13 protein-coding genes are annotated in these 14,903 nt (G+C 61.1%); 7 read left to right on the top strand and 6 right to left on the bottom strand.

The features are described 5' to 3' along the window. The first annotated feature begins 19 nt into the window (after window positions 1–19). Window positions 20–415 carry a DUF779 domain-containing protein gene (locus BXE_RS00095; RefSeq protein ID WP_007179827.1) on the top strand — a complete coding sequence of 132 codons (396 nt, stop codon included), beginning with the start codon at window positions 20–22 and terminating at the stop codon, window positions 413–415. Window positions 416–431: 16 nt separating this feature from the next. On the opposite strand, the gene eutC is transcribed toward BXE_RS00095, so the two are convergent. Genes eutC through eat form a run of 3 tightly spaced genes read right to left on the bottom strand, consistent with a single transcriptional unit; the run spans window position 432 to window position 4,067 of the window. Next, window positions 432–1,229 (bottom strand): ethanolamine ammonia-lyase subunit EutC, encoded by a 798-nt coding sequence (gene eutC, locus BXE_RS00090; protein WP_011486417.1) that lies wholly within the window; start codon window positions 1,227–1,229, stop codon window positions 432–434. Next, a complete protein-coding gene (locus tag BXE_RS00085) occupies window positions 1,226–2,620 on the bottom strand; it encodes an ethanolamine ammonia-lyase subunit EutB (RefSeq protein WP_011486416.1) in 1,395 nt (464 codons plus the stop codon). Before BXE_RS00085 ends, eutC begins: the two co-directional genes overlap by 4 nt. Window positions 2,621–2,663: 43 nt before the next feature. Then, entirely contained in the window at window positions 2,664–4,067 is a 1,404-nt protein-coding gene (eat, locus tag BXE_RS00080) for an ethanolamine permease (RefSeq protein WP_011486415.1), read from the bottom strand. 261 nt (window positions 4,068–4,328) lie between these two features. On the opposite strand from eat, the gene BXE_RS00075 reads away from it, so the two are divergent. After that, window positions 4,329–4,811, top strand: a complete 483-nt coding sequence (locus tag BXE_RS00075) for an AraC family transcriptional regulator (RefSeq protein ID WP_011486414.1) — start codon at window positions 4,329–4,331, stop codon at window positions 4,809–4,811. Between the two features lie 394 nt (window positions 4,812–5,205). Here BXE_RS00075 and BXE_RS00070 read toward each other — a convergent pair whose 3' ends face one another. Next, window positions 5,206–5,922 (bottom strand): FadR/GntR family transcriptional regulator, encoded by a 717-nt coding sequence (locus BXE_RS00070; RefSeq protein WP_011486413.1) that lies wholly within the window; start codon window positions 5,920–5,922, stop codon window positions 5,206–5,208. Between the two features lie 131 nt (window positions 5,923–6,053). Between BXE_RS00070 and BXE_RS00065 the strand changes: the two genes are divergently transcribed. The 5 genes from BXE_RS00065 to BXE_RS00045 all read left to right on the top strand — a co-directional run bounded on the left by BXE_RS00065 (window position 6,054) and on the right by BXE_RS00045 (window position 12,398). After that, window positions 6,054–7,580: a UxaA family hydrolase gene (locus BXE_RS00065; protein ID WP_011486412.1), complete on the top strand. Its 1,527-nt coding sequence runs from the start codon at window positions 6,054–6,056 to the stop codon at window positions 7,578–7,580. 130 nt (window positions 7,581–7,710) lie between these two features. Then, window positions 7,711–8,436, top strand: coding sequence for a GntR family transcriptional regulator (locus BXE_RS00060; RefSeq protein ID WP_011486411.1), 726 nt, complete (start codon window positions 7,711–7,713; stop codon window positions 8,434–8,436). 420 nt (window positions 8,437–8,856) lie between these two features. After that, window positions 8,857–10,173, top strand: a complete 1,317-nt coding sequence (gene oxlT, locus BXE_RS00055) for an oxalate/formate MFS antiporter (RefSeq protein ID WP_011486409.1) — start codon at window positions 8,857–8,859, stop codon at window positions 10,171–10,173. A gap of 62 nt (window positions 10,174–10,235) precedes the next feature. Continuing rightward, a complete protein-coding gene (locus tag BXE_RS00050) occupies window positions 10,236–11,711 on the top strand; it encodes an FAD-dependent oxidoreductase (protein ID WP_011486408.1) in 1,476 nt (491 codons plus the stop codon). Window positions 11,712–11,816: 105 nt separating this feature from the next. Beyond that, window positions 11,817–12,398: a flavin reductase family protein gene (locus tag BXE_RS00045; protein ID WP_011486407.1), complete on the top strand. Its 582-nt coding sequence runs from the start codon at window positions 11,817–11,819 to the stop codon at window positions 12,396–12,398. Between the two features lie 145 nt (window positions 12,399–12,543). Here the strand turns inward: BXE_RS00045 and istB are convergent, their stop codons facing one another. Continuing rightward, window positions 12,544–13,353, bottom strand: coding sequence for an IS21-like element helper ATPase IstB (gene istB / locus BXE_RS00040; protein WP_011486406.1), 810 nt, complete (start codon window positions 13,351–13,353; stop codon window positions 12,544–12,546). After that, a complete protein-coding gene (gene istA / locus BXE_RS00035) occupies window positions 13,343–14,860 on the bottom strand; it encodes an IS21 family transposase (protein ID WP_038458439.1) in 1,518 nt (505 codons plus the stop codon). Before istA ends, istB begins: the two co-directional genes overlap by 11 nt. Between the last annotated feature and the right edge of the window lie 43 nt (window positions 14,861–14,903).

Below are 14,903 nucleotides of genomic sequence, written 5' to 3'. Positions count from 1 at the left end.
TTTTTCACGAGGGCATGTGATGGCTGACGAGAAAGAAGTTGCCCGGGTAATTGCGACGCCGGCCGCTGTCGAACTGATCGACAAGCTGCGCGCGGAGCACGGGGCCGTGCTGTTCCATCAATCCGGTGGATGCTGCGACGGCAGCGCGCCGATGATGTTTCCTCAAAGCGAGTTCATGGTCGGTTCGTCCGATGTGAAACTCGGCACGATTGCGGACGTACCGTTCTACATGAGCGAATCGCAATTCGAATACTGGCAGCACACGCAGTTGATCATCGACGTGGTGCCGGGTAATGGCGGAATGTTCTCTCTGGAGCGGCCCAGCGGTTTGCGGTTCCTGACGCGCTCCCGTCTTTTCGAGGACGACGAAAACGCGTGGCTGGAAACGCATCCGGTGCAGCGAGCCGATGCCTGACCCGCTGCGCGATCCGTTACGCGGCGCCCGGGTTTGATTCGCCGCTGATGGCGGGTGCTGCCGGTGTGTCTGCCAGCAGCGCATCGCTGTCGTCTTTCAGGCCGACGCCGGTAAGACCCAAACGCCTCGCGTGCGTCAGCAGATAGTGCAGTTTGTGCGCGGCCAGCGGATAGTCGAGTCCTTCTGGACGCACATTCGAAATACAGTTGCGCTGCGCGTCGCTGCAACCGACTTTCGGCCCGTACGTCAGATAGATGCCAAGGCTATCGGGCGAGCTCAAACCGGGCCGCTCACCGATCAGCATCACCACCAATCTCGCGTTGAGCAACTCGCCGATCTCGTCACCCAGCGCGACGCGCGCCTGACGCGCGACCACCACCGGGCCGATCTTCCAGTCCGCGAGACGCGGAATGACGGCTCGCAGCAGCGGAAGAGATTGCTTCGATGCGGCAAACGCCGAAAGACCATCGCCGATGACGAAGACCACCTCGGGTGAGCCATCAGGAACCGCCGCCAGCGCCACGCGACTCTCTTCCGATAAACGTCGTCCAAGATCGGGACGCCGCAAGTAATGCTCGCGATCCGGCGCGGCGCTATGCACGTCTAGCGTGGTGAAATGTTGCGTGCGCAACTGCTCGTGCAACACGTCCGTATCGAGCGGATGATGCACGGCGTCACGCGCCTGCGCGTGCGACAGGTTGAACGCCAGCAGCGGCGCAGTCGGCAGGCTATTGCCCGCGCGGCCGAGCGCGATGCGTGCATTGGTGAATTGCCGCAGCGCGTTCCACGGATTCTTTTCGAGGAACTCGCTCATGCAATGCCCATCCAGTCAGGCGCCCCTTCCAGCAGCGGCTGTTGTGTCGACGCGCTCAGCAACGCGCCGCGCGCGTCGGTGATCTGCATCGACTCCAGCCATTCTTCGAACTCCGGCGCGCGGCGCAGGCCGAGTACCTCCCGCACATACAGCGCGTCGTGAAAGGACGTGCTCTGATAGTTGAGCATGACGTCGTCCGCGCCCGGAATGCCCATGATGAAGTTGATGCCCGCTACGCCGAGCAGCGTGAGCAGGTTGTCCATGTCGTCCTGATCGGCTTCGGCATGGTTCGTGTAGCAGATGTCGCAACCCATCGGCACGCCGAGCAGTTTGCCGCAGAAGTGATCTTCGAGACCGGCGCGCGTGATCTGTTTACCGTCGTACAGATACTCCGGGCCAATAAAGCCGACCACCGTATTCACCAGAAATGGATTGAACTTGCGCGCGACCGCGTAGGCGCGCACTTCGCAGGTCTGCTGATCCACGCCGAAATGCGCATCCGCCGACAACGCGCTGCCCTGCCCGGTTTCGAAGTACATCAGATTGTTGCCGACCGTGCCGCGCTTGAGCGAAAGTCCCGCTTCATAGGCTTCCTGCAGCAACGCCAGCGAAATGCCAAAGCCCGCGTTCGCTTTCTCCGTACCCGCGATCGACTGGAACACCAGATCGACCGGCGCGCCTTTTTCAATCGCGGCAATCGTATTGGTGACGTGAGTCAGCACGCACGATTGTGTCGGCACCTGGTAGCGTTGGCGGAAGTCGTCGACCATCAGCAGCAGCCTGGTGATCGCGGCGAGATTGTCGCTGGCCGGATTGATGCCGATCATCGCGTCGCCGCAGCCGTACATCAGGCCGTCGAGCATCGATGCGGCAATACCTTTGACGTCGTCGGTCGGGTGATTCGGTTGCAAACGCACCGACATATGCCCCGGCAAACCGACCGTGTTGCGAAAGCGCGTAATCACAGGACGTTTGCGCGCCGCCGCGATCAGGTCCTGATTGCGCATCAGCTTGGACACCGCCGCGACCATCTCCGGCGTGAGGCCCGCGGCGATACGCGTGAGCGCGTCGGCATCGGTCGTGCTGCTCAAGAGCCAGTTGCGAAAATCGCCGACCGTGAGATGCGCGATCTCGGCAAACGCCTGCGGCGAATGATCGTCGATCACGAGGCGCGTGACTTCGTCGCTTTCGTAGGGGATCAGCGCTTCGTTGAGGAAGGTGCGCAGTGGCACCTGCGCGAGCGCCATTTTGGCCGCGACACGTTCTTCCTCGCTCGCTGCCGCCACGCCCGCGAGTTGATCGCCGGAGCGTTGCGGACTGGCTTTCGCCATCAAGGTTTTCAGATCGGCAAACCGGTATGTGCGGCTGCCGATCGTCTCGGTGTAGCTCATCTTCACGACTCCATCGCCGCTGCTCGCGCAGCGGCTCGATCCGTCATTCTTCGAGCAGGGCGTCCGCCGGCGCGGCTTCGCGTTGATGCCGCGTCATCAGGAAGTAGACGTAGCCCAGCGCGAGAAAGATTGCGAACACGATCGCCACCAGAAAATTGAAGTAGACCATCGTGGCCAGGCAGATGACCGCGGCCACCAGTGCGAACGCCGGAAAGACCGGAAACAGCGGCGCGCGGAACGGGCGCTCCATGTTCGGCTCGGCGCGGCGCAGCTTGAACAGCGACAGCATGCTGATGATATACATCACGATAGCGCCAAACACCGACATCGTCACGATGTTCGCCGTCAGCGTCTGGCCGCCGAACTGGATCAACTCGTCGCTATAGATCGCCGCGATGCCCACCACGCCGCCCGCAATGATCGCCCGATGCGGCGTCTTGAAGCGCGGATGCACCCTGGAGAGCCACTCCGGCAGATAGCCTGCGCGCGCCAGCGCGAAAATCTGCCGCGAATAGCCGAGGATGATGCCGTGAAACGAAGCGACCAGTCCGAACAGGCCGAGCCACACCAGCATATGCATCCAGCCGCTATGTTCGCCGACGATGAATTTCATCGCCTGCGGCAGCGGATCGTTGATGTTCGACAGCTTGGTCCAGTCGCCCGCCGCGCCGGCAAAGACCATCACGCCGATGGCCAGCACCACCAGCGTCAGAATGCCAGTCACGTAGGCAATCGGAATGGAGCGCTTCGGGTTCTTCGCTTCTTCGGCGGCCATTGCCACGCCTTCGATCGCGAGGAAGAACCAGATCGCGAACGGAATCGCCGCGAACATGCCATGAAACGAGCCCATGCTGAAGGTGTCGGCACCGGACCAGCCGCCCTTCGTGAAGTTCGACCACTGAAAGCCGGGTGACACGACGCCCATGAAAACGAACAGTTCGAAGATCGCAAGCAGCGTCACGCACAGCTCGAACGCCGCGGCAATCTGCACGCCGACGATATTCAGTGCCATGAACACGAGATACGCGCCCATTGCCGCGTGTTTCGGTTCGAGCCCCGGAAACTGCACGTGCAGATAGGCACCGATGGCAAGCGCAATGGCCGGTGGCGCGAACACGAATTCGACGAGCGTCGCCGCGCCGGCCAGATAGCCGCCGGTCGGACCGAAAGCGTGGCGGGCGTACGCGAACGGGCCGCCCGCGTGCGGAATCGACGTGGTGAGCTCGGTGAAACTGAAAATGAACGTGGTATACATCGCGGCAATGAAAATCGCCGTGATGACGAAGCCGAGTGTACCGGCGCTCGCCCAGCCGTAGCTCCAGCCGAAATACTCGCCGGAAATGACGAGACCGACCGCAATGCCCCACAGTTGCCACGTGCCGAGCGTCTGCTTCAACTCGTGATGCGTGACTTTGCCGACATGCTGATTTTTGGACTCTGATTTCATCGGGTGCTCCCTGATGGTGCCGCCGGCTCGGCGCCGCAAGGCTTTGCGGTGCATGGGCGGACAGGTTTCAGCCGATAGTAGTGAGCCATTATTCGAGGTGTTATCGAAATTCGGCAAAGTTCAGCGTCAGCGGGCGCTTGACTGCGCCGTCTGCGAACAGTGGCAAAGGTGACAACGGTGGCGTTCTGCGCACTGTCGGCGCAGTATCGCAAGCAACGCGTACATAGCCGGTTTCGTCCGGCGCTATCAGGAGATGAGCACATGACCATGCGTGAAGTCGTGATTCGCCACGTGGAGCCGATCGAGCTTTTGTCGGTGGATCACGTTGGACCGTATCCGCAGATCGGCAAAGCATTCGACGCACTGTTCGGCTGGCTGGCGAAACACAATCTGCTTGCGGCGCAGATGCGCGTGATCGGCGTTTACTACGACGACCCCAGCGTCGTGGAAGAAAGCGCGTTGCGCTCGAAGGCCGGTGTGTTGCTGCCGCATCCGGTTCAGGCTTCCGTGACGTTGAGTCCGCCGGTTTCCGTCGCGCATCTGAAGGGTGGCGACTATGCCGTGCTGGAACACCGGGGACCATATAGCGATCTGCGTGCGGCGTATGACTGGCTCTACGGGACGTGGCTCGTGCAATCCGGACGCAAAGCGGCCGACGCTCCATCATTCGAGGAGTATTTGAATAGCCCGAAAGACACCGCGCCTGCGGATCTCATCACGGAAATCTGCGTGCCGCTGGTTTGAAGGTCTGCAGGTTTAAAAGCAACCGCATCCCCTTGCCTGCCCGGTGCGCGCTTGCGCAGCGGGCTTCATGGATGCTTCTCTGGTTTTTATAGTCTTTGTATATGTATACGTAGTAATAGTTAACAAGCATCCGGTTCTGCTGTGGATAACCCGAAACTTCGCTTATGGATCAAGGCAATGCGGATTCGATAACCCTGCGGAGCGCCCGCGAACAGGAACACGGAGCCAGGGAAAACTTTTGGGCGATCTGGCGAAGCGGCGTTTTTATCAAGGTTTCGCCCACAACGTGTCAGATGGCTTGTACAAAAGTTGTCCAGAGGACGCTGTGGATAACTCGACAGGCGCGGCGTAGCAGAATCACGCGGCACTGGTTCGCCGCTTAGCCTATTGCAGCCTATTCCGCCTCGAATTGATGCCCGACGAATTCGATGTGCGCACGCATTGCGTGCGTAGCGTCTTCCGGCACTTGCCGGCAGATCGCGTCGCAGATGCGCTCGTGTTGCAGCAACCGCGCATGCGCACGTTCGGCGGCCTGCGCGTGATTGAGCGTGGCTTCGTACGTATTGCTGGTGATATGTTCGCGCAGCATCACGATCACGCTCGAATAGAAATGGTCGAACATGCGGTTGTGCGACGCAAGCGCGAGCGTGGCGTGGAATTGCGCGTCGGCGGCGGCTTCGGCAGCGAGGTCGTGGGTGAGCACGGCGTCGCGCATTCGCGTGACGATCTCGCGTAATTGCCCGCGTTCGTCCTCGCTGGCGCGCCTTGCCGCCAGACCGGCGGCGGCACACTCGAACACGAGCCGGAATTCGAGCGTATCCGCGCGCAGCGGCGGATGTTCGGCGATCAACTGCAGCCACGGCGCCGCGAGGCGGGCCGGATGGCGGCCAACCAGAAACACCCCGCTTCCGCGCCGTGTCTGCAGCAGGCCGCGCGACACCAGCCGTTGAATGGCCTCGCGCACCGTCGCGCGGGACACGCCGAACTGTTCGGCCAGCGCGCGCTCGGCCGGCAGCCGCGCACCGTCGCCCCAACTGCCGTCAAGCATGTGACGTTCGAGTTCCCGCACCGTATGTTCCAGCACGCTGCGGGTGGGTTGGATGCTCGCCATAACCTCGAAAGCGGTTCGAAAGCCGCCAAAAAGTAGTCAGACCAATTTGTCCGGGTGGTTTCGATTATCCATGATGCGATCAAGCGGCGCACGACGCGGCGTCGTCGATCCCCCACAATCTGGAGACGAACATGAACACGCTTTCATCCGTGATCCGGCTTCACGACGACGATGACGTCGCGATCGCCCGCAATGCCCTGACGGCCGGCACCGTACTCACTGAGCTGGATGGCCTGACGGTCCGCGCGGACATTCCCGCCGCCCACAAGATCGCGCTGCGCCCGATCGAAGCCGGCAGCATCGTGCGCCGCTACGGCCAGACCATCGGGTTCGCCACGCAGCGCATCGAGCCGGGCGAGCACGTGCACGTCCACAATGTGTCGATGGGCGACTTCGAGCGCGACTATGCGTTCGGCGCGGACGTGAGGCCGGTCGAAGCCGCGAGCACGCCGGTGACTTTCCAGGGCTTTCGCCGCGCCGACGGCCAGGTGGCGACGCGCAACTACATTGGTGTGATCAGCACCGTGAACTGCTCGGCGACGGTGAGCAAGATGGTCGCCCAGCACTTCAGCGCGCCGGGCCGGCTCGACGCGTATCCGAACGTGGACGGCGTCGTGCCGATCACGCACAGCTTCGGCTGCTGCATCGATCACAACGGCGAAGGCATTCAGCAACTGCGTCGCACCATCAACGGCTTCGTGAAGCATCCGAACTTTGCCGGCGTGCTGGTGATCGGTCTGGGCTGCGAAGCGAACCAGATGGGCGCGATGTTCATGACCGGCGGCATCGAGACCGGTCCGATGATGGTGCCGCTCGTCATGCAGGAGCAAGGCGGGACGCAGAAAACCGTCGACGCGGCGATCAAGGCCATCGACCAGATGCTGCCCGTCGCCAATCAGGCGCAGCGCGAGCCCTTGCCGATCTCGCATCTGAATATCGCGCTGCAGTGCGGCGGCTCCGACGGCTACTCGGGGATCACCGCCAATCCCGCGCTCGGCGCGGCTGTCGACCTGCTGGTCGCACACGGCGGGACCGCGATTCTGTCGGAGACGCCCGAAATCTATGGCGCCGAGCATCTGCTGACGCGCCGTGCGATTTCGCGCGACGTGGGCGAGAAGATCGTCGAGCGCATTCACTGGTGGGAAGCGTATGCCGAGCGCGAAAAGGGCAGCATCGACAACAATCCGACGCCGGGCAACAAAGCCGGCGGCCTGACGACGATTCTCGAAAAGTCGCTCGGCGCGGTGGCAAAGAGCGGTTCGACGCCGCTGATGGGCGTCTATCGCTACGCGGAACCGGTCGATACGCACGGCCTCGTGTTCATGGATGCGCCCGGTTATGACCCGATGGGCGCAACCGGGCAGATCGCGAGCGGCGCCAACCTCGTGGTGTTCACGACCGGCCGCGGCTCGTGCTTCGGCGCGAAGCCGGCGCCGTCCATCAAGGTCGCGACGAATACGCCGATGTTCAACCGGATGCGCGACGACATGGACATCAACTGTGGCGACATCATGGAAGGGCACGCGACGGTGCGGCAGAAAGGCGAGGAGATTTTCCGCGCGATCGTCGAAGTTGCGTCCGGCGTAAAGAGCAAAAGCGAAGCGCTCGGCGTCGGCAACGAGGAATTCGTGCCGTGGATGATCGGCGCCCAGATGTGAGGCGGGCTCCGTCCTGATGCGGGCGCGTCGACCGGCTGGATAAATCCCAAACTCCGCTCGCCGCCAGTCACATTGGAACTGGATGAACAGTTGCGATAGACTGGCGAAAAAGTGCGAAAAGGGATTTTGAATGCGAAATACTGCGGTGGCCGAACAGCCGGCGTCCGTACCCGCGATGTCCAGACTGACGCGTCAGCGCCTGCATGACACGGTGGTGGAGTATTTGCGCGATTACATCGTGAAAGGCGTGCTCGCGCCCGGCGTCAAGCTGAACGAGCGGGAGTTGTGCGAAACGCTGGGCATTTCGCGCACGCCGCTGCGGGAAGCGATCAAGGTGCTGGCGGCCGAGGGGCTGATCGAGATCTCGGCCAATCGCGGAGCGGCCGTCACGAAGCTGGCGGAGTCGGAAATCGACGAGATGTTCGAGTTGATGAGCGGCCTCGAAGCGTTTGCGGGCGAGCTTGCCTGCGAACGCATCACGCCCCACGAAATCGCGGAAATCAAGGCGCTGCACTACGCGATGGTGGCGTGCCGCGAGCGCGAGGATCTGTCGGGCTACTACGGCTACAACCAGCAGATCCACGACAGGATCAACGGAGCGGCGCGCAATTGCGCGCTGCGGCAAACTTATCTGTCGATCAACCGGCGGCTTCAGGCCATGCGGTTCAAGTCGAATTTCCACAAGTCGAAGCGGGACCACGCCGTGCACGATCATGAGGAAATGATCAAGGCGCTCGAATCGCGCGACGGCAAACGCCTTTCTGCGATCTTGCGCCAGCATCTGCTGGACAAGCGCGACGTCGTGCTCGTGACGCTCGCTACCGCGCGCGAGACGCCGGCGACGGGCGGCCGGTAGTCGCATCATCGGTTTCATACCGCGCCGGCCATTGGCCTTTGCGGTCTTTGTGGCCTTTGCGGCCTTTGTGGCCTTCCGCCGGCGCTGCCGCAGCTTTCCCCGCACGCCTTGGCATGTCAGTCTTATCGCTCGACGAGAGCAGCCAGGAACCCGTCTGGCGCTTTGCTCCCGTCACTGCAATCACCCTGTTCGCCCGCCTCTGGCGATCTGTGTCACCGGATTCTTACGCAACTGCGTTTCCGCTGCCTTCACCGCGTTTTGCGGCGCTCAACCTCCTCTCCCGCCGCGACCACACGAAATCGATTGCTGACGTAAACCCCTATCCCGTCACCGATTTCTCTTCTTGCCCCTTCCGAAAGTTCTGAGTATGATTTTCATAAATAATTTTGAATTCAAAATTCAAGAAAGGAGACGCAGATCGTGGCTACCCGAGAGCATCGCCCCACCAACCGCTGGCTCCAGTTGATTGCCGGCATCGTCGCCATGATCATGGTGGCCAACTATCAGTACGCGTTCACGCTATTCACGCCAGGCATCAAGGAACACTTTGTCGGCACGCCGTATTCGTCGATCGCGCTGATCTTCACCATTTTCGTTATTTTCGAAACCTGGCCGGTGCCGGTGGCCGGCGTGCTGATCGACAAGTTCGGCGTGAAGCTGCTGATGTTCATCGGCACCGGTCTCGTGTTTACCGGCTGGCTGCTGGGCGGTGCGTTCGCTGGGAGCGTCAAGGACCTCTATCTCTACTACGGCGTGATTACCGGACTCGGCGCCGGGACGATCTACGTCGCCGTGACGGGTAATGCGATCAAATGGTTTCCCGATCATCGCGGGCTGGCCGCGGGTTTGACCGCAGCCGGCTTTGGCGGCGGCTCCGCGCTGACGCTGATCCCGATTTCGGCCACCATCAAGGCGATCGGCTGGGAACATGCAATGGTGACCTGGGGGACGATCCAGGCCGTGGTCGTGCTGGGCATGACGTTCATTCTGCGCCACCCGCCCGCGAACTGGGCGCCGCCCGGCTGGACACCGAAGATCACGAAGACGCTCGCGCAAACCGCCGAAAGCTACACATGGCTCCAGGCGCTCAGGATGCCCGAGTTCTACCTGCTCTATCTCATTCACTTCCTGATTAGTCTCGGCGGGTTGATGACCCTCGGGAACCTCTCGGAAATTGCCCGCTATCTGCACGTCGAGACCGCCACGATCATGGGTATTTCGATCGTCGCATTTGCGGCGACGGCAAACGGCATCGGCAGCGTGGCATCGCGGATCTTCTGGGGCGTCACGTCGGACCGCCTCGGACGGGAGAACACGATGTCGGTTGTGTTCGTGCTCGAAGGCATCTTCATTTTCTGCGTCACGCAGATCACCGGCAGCCCGATTCTGTTCGTGGTCATCTTCCCGCTGATTTTCTTCGGCTACACGCAGATCAACACGCTGTTGTCCGCCACGACCGGCGATCTTTTCGGCGCTCGTCACGTGTCGGCGAACTTCGGGATGTTGTACACGGCGAAAGGTGCCGCGGCGATCTTCTCCGGGTGGGGTGCAGCCCGCGTCGCCGCCGCGTTCGCCGGTTCGTTCCAGGCGCCGTACTACATCGCTGCGGCTTGCGACCTGCTCGCCGCGGTGCTCGCCATCTTCGTGCTCAAGCCGCTCGTACGCGCCAAGCTCGCCAGCCGAAACCTCAAGAAGGAAGCCGATTCCGCCTCGACAATGATCAACGCGCAGTTGTGAGGCAACCCTGTTGTCAGTCGTTCGTTGCCCCAGTGGGCAACTGATAAAACCAAGGAGCAATCATGAGTCGAACCCAAGAGAAGCACAACCGGTCAGTGAGCAAGGATGTTTTAGTCGTCGGCGGCGGCACGTCAGGCTTTGTCGCAGCGATTGCGGCGGCGAGAAACGGCGCCAGTGTGTTGCTTCTCGAGCAGCGCGATCACCTGGGTGGCACCCATTCGGGCGGCATGGTGATGATGATCCGTTCGATGCGTCACATGAAGGCACCGGCCAACATGGAGCAGAAGAAGATCATGATGACGGGCTATGAAAGCTCGTTCGACGACGAGCAGGTCGTGCGCTCCATCGTGCAGGAATACATCAACCGGATGCTGGAGATCGGTTCCGCGTGGGGCCGCAAGGACGAGGCAACGGCGCGCCAGATGTTCGATCCGGAAATCGCGAAGTGGGTCATTCAGGACATGGTGGCCGAAGCAGGCGTGGAAGTGTGGCTCAACACGCAGGCAACCGACGTCATCATGGAAGGCAACGCGCTCAAGGGCGTCGTGATAGAAAGCCTGCGCGACCGCGTTGAAGTTCATGCCGGCATCACCATCGACACGACCGGCGACGGCGATATCGCGGCGGCGGCCGGCGCGGCGTTCGAATTCGGCTCGCCGGAAGACGGCAAGTGTCAGCCTGCCAGCCTGTATTTCGCGGTAGGCGGCGTACAGCTCGACAAAACGATCGCCTATATGCGCGACCACGCCAACGAGTTCGGCGAGGAATACGTGAAGACGATGGTCGGCCTGAAGGAGCAGAACAAGCCGATCACGATGTTCCCGTTCAAGGAAAAAATCCGCGAAGCGCTCAAGAACGGCGACTACCCGATTCCTTACGGCGTCGAGACCGTCAACCCCGATACGCTGAGCTACATTGTCCGGCCGATGTTCCGTAACGGCAAGTTTCGCTACGACGTGACCTATCACAACATGGACATGGCGTACAACTTCGATGCGACTGATCGCGTCGAGCTCACGAAGGCCACGCTCGCCATGCGCGACCTCGCCAACAAGATGGCGAAGTTTTATCGGAAGTACGTGCCGGGGTATGAGGATTCCTATCTTTCGTACACCGCGCAGTCGGTCGGCATCCGCGACAGCCGCCGCATTGTGTGCGACTACACCCTCACGCGTGAAGACGTGCTCGCCGGGCAGGTGTTCCCGGACGGCATCGGCCGTTACGGCAGCCTGATGGACGTGCATGACAAGTCGGGCAAGAAGTCGCTGAGTCTCGTCGAAGTGGGCGGTCACGGCTGGTTCCATGTGCCGTTCCGCTCGTTGCTGCCGAAGGGCATCGAAAACCTGATGGTGGCCGGCCGTTGCATTTCCGCCGACTACGACGCGCAAGGCAGCGTACGTTCGCAAGCCGCCAGCATGGTGACCGGTCAGGCGACGGGCACTGCCGCCGCGCTGGCTGTGCAGCAAAAGCGCAAGTTGCGCGAGCTCGACGTCTCGGCGCTTCAGGAAGTGCTCAAGGCGCAGAACCAGGTGATCTGAGCCGTTGAACTGTCTTCGGCCGGTCGGACCGATCTGGTCGATTGGCTGCGGGCAGTTCGCCGGCAGACGCCGGGCATCGTCGGGTTTGCTCAAGAGGAGAGCTTCATGCTGGCCACTCAGTTCCGCGATATCTTCAGCGCACTCGCCGCAGGTGTCTCGGTCATTACTTTCGACGCCGGCGGCCACGTCCACGGATTCACGGCGACGTCGCTGACGCCCGTGTCACTGATGCCGCCGCTCGCATTGTTTTGCGTCGCGCGAAGCAGCAGGAGCGGCGCCTCGCTGTCGCACGGCAAGATGATCGGCATATCGATCCTTGGCGAGACGCAAAGGCATGTGTCGCGGCGTTTTTCCGAACAGGCGAAGCCCGGCAGCTATCGGGACATTACGGTAAGGCGCAACGAGGACGGCGTTCCGGTGGTCAGCGGCGCCAACGCGACGATAGAAGCGCGGATCGCCAATATATATCCGGCCGGCGATCACCTGATCTGCGTTTGTGAATTGAAGTCGGGTTGTCTGACGCAGGCGGACGAGCCGCTTCTGTATTTCTCGCGGCGCTACCATGGGGTTTCGGTGTTGCCCGAGTTGGAAACTGAGCGGGAACTTGCGCCGCAGAAGGAAGAAGTGGAAGAGGCAGCGGTTTGCGGTGATTCTGACGGACGTGTGCAGGGTAGGCGAGCCTGCTGATTGCCGGCTTGGCTTGATGGGAAGGCGTAATGAGGCCACGCGCATGGACCGTCTCAGGCCTGAATAATCGTATCCTGTTGATTTGCGCCGCGAACTGACCCACTTTTTGCATCTAGAATTGACCCACCCCTGATGCTCAGAAACATCATTCTGGTGCGTCGATTTCCTCCTCTTTTTGTCGTTTGGGTGAGCTTTTACGGGTTGCAGCCCGCGAAGCGGGCTGCCCCGCCGTGCTGTTTTTAAAGCGCCAGGAATCGTTGCCTGTTTCCACTATATGGCAGTGGTGTGTGAGTCGGTCAAGCAGCGCGGTCGTCATCTTTGCGTCGCCGAACACGTTCGACCATTCAGTAAAGCTCAGATTGGTCGTAACAAGAACGCTCGTGCGCTCGTAAAGTTTCGAGAGCAGATGGAACAGTAGTGCCCCTCCGGTTTGCGTAAACGGGAGATAGCCCAGCTCGTCCAGAACAATGGCATCGACATACATCAGGCGATTTGCCAGTTGCCCGGGTTTGCCGGCTGCCTTCTCCGCTTCGAGCTGGTTTACGAGTTCAACCGTCGTAAAGAACCGCACCCGCTTTGCATGATTCTGTATTGCGTCAATACCGATGGACGTCGCAAGGTGCGTCTTTCCCGTTCCAGGTCCACCGATGAACACTACGTTCTGCGCGGACTCGCAGAAGCGGACCGTGTGGAGTTCTCGCACAAGAGTTTCATCGACGCTCGCCTGCTGGAAGTCGAAGCCGGCAAGGTCACGGTGCGCGGGGAAACGCGCGGCGGCCATCTGATAGTTGATTGACCTGACCTGTCGTTCAGCCGTTTCCGCTTTGAGAAGCATCTGCATGAATTTCTCCGGTTCAAAGTCGCTGTGTCGCGCCTGTGCTACCAGTTCGGGCCACGCTTGCGCCATTCCGTGAAGCTTCAGCGACTTGAGAAGTGCGGCAGTTTCATTCGACATGACCGTCCTCCTGGTCGCGCGTAACGCGCAGTCGTTCATAACGGTAGACGTCTGCAAGCGGTTCGACCTTGAGCGTGATTGCTGTTCTCACCCCGTCACCCGAATGGACCGACTGGCTCTTCAGTCGGGCAAGGATGTTCAGGACATGGTCTCCGCTCGGACGTCCGGACTCGAGCGCGAGTTCGACGGCAACCAGCACGGCCTCCAGGCCATGAACGGGAGTGGCCGCCAGAACCTGGACCATTACGCGGTCGCCACCGGTCTGCCTCAGCAGGTGTCTCTGCAGGCGAAGCATCGGCTCTGGCATCGTCAGGAACGGCGCGCCGTTCCGCAACGCACCGGGCTTGCGCTCCACCAGAGCGATGTAGTGCCTCCAGTCGTAGAAGGTTTGGTAACGGTCGAAGCTGCGGGGATGGCGGGCAATTTCGACGCCGTCGGCTACGAGGCTGATGTAGGTCGGATAGCTACGCAGGCTCACGATGTGATGTGCATACTCCGTCGGCACGCTATAACGGTTCCGGTCGAGATGTACCAGACTCGTCGGCGAGACGCGCACGGGCTTCTCAATGTAGCCGTCGAACGGCTTCGGAACCTGCATCAGCCGGGGGCGCTCATCCGCCAGGGCGTCTTCTACACTGAGCTCAGGCCATTGCGGATGTCTCAATTGTTTCCAGGCCTGTTGACAGCGTTCGGCCAGCCATATGTTCAGGACCTCAAGCGATTCCCACCGGATACCAATTGCGTCGTGCCATATCTGTCGGCGCCGGTCCTGAACATTCTTCTCAACGATGCCTTTCTCCCAGCCGGCTGCTCGGTTGCAGAACTCAGGCTCGAACAGGTAGTGACCGCACATCGCATGGAAGCGCGCATTGATAGCTCGCTCCTTACCCGGACCAACCTTGTCGACGGCAGTCTTCATATTGTCGTAGATGCCGCGCCGGGGAATGCCGCCTAACGCGACGAATGCCCGTGCGTGGGCGTCGAACAGCATCTCGTGGCTTTGGGTCGGATAAGCCACAAGCCAGAAGGCACGACTCGCGGCGAGCTTCATGTGTGCGACCTCTACACGTCGCCTGAGGCCACCAATAAAAACATACTCGCAGCTCCAGTCGAACTGGAACGCTTCACCGTATTCAAAGGCAAGAGGTATGAAGGCGCCACGTTGCGCCCCGGAATCGCGCTCTTTCTTCCAGTTGCGCACAAAGGCCGACACGCGGTCGTAGCTGCCGTCGTAGCCAGCCGCCCGTAAATCTTCATACATCTGAGTAGCGGAGCGCCGTTCCCGTCTTGTACGCCTTGTATCGGCGACCAGCCACAGTCGCAGTTGCTCCGACCATGGGTCGACGACGCTGTTGCTGACGCGTCTGGCGAACTTCGGCTCGCTCGCCGACGGCTCGCGCAACCATCGTCGAATCGTATTTCTCGAAAGCCCAGTCTGTCTAGCAATGTCCCGAAGAGGGACGCCGTCGCGGAAATGCATCCGCCGAATCTTGGCCAACATGCTCACGGTTATCACTCCGTTCTCCTGCTTGGCGTCCAAGCAGGAAGTT

This window comes from Paraburkholderia xenovorans LB400, assembly GCF_000013645.1.
Classification (GTDB): Bacteria; Pseudomonadota; Gammaproteobacteria; order Burkholderiales; family Burkholderiaceae; genus Paraburkholderia; species Paraburkholderia xenovorans.
This window is presented reverse-complemented; position numbering and strand designations above follow the sequence as displayed.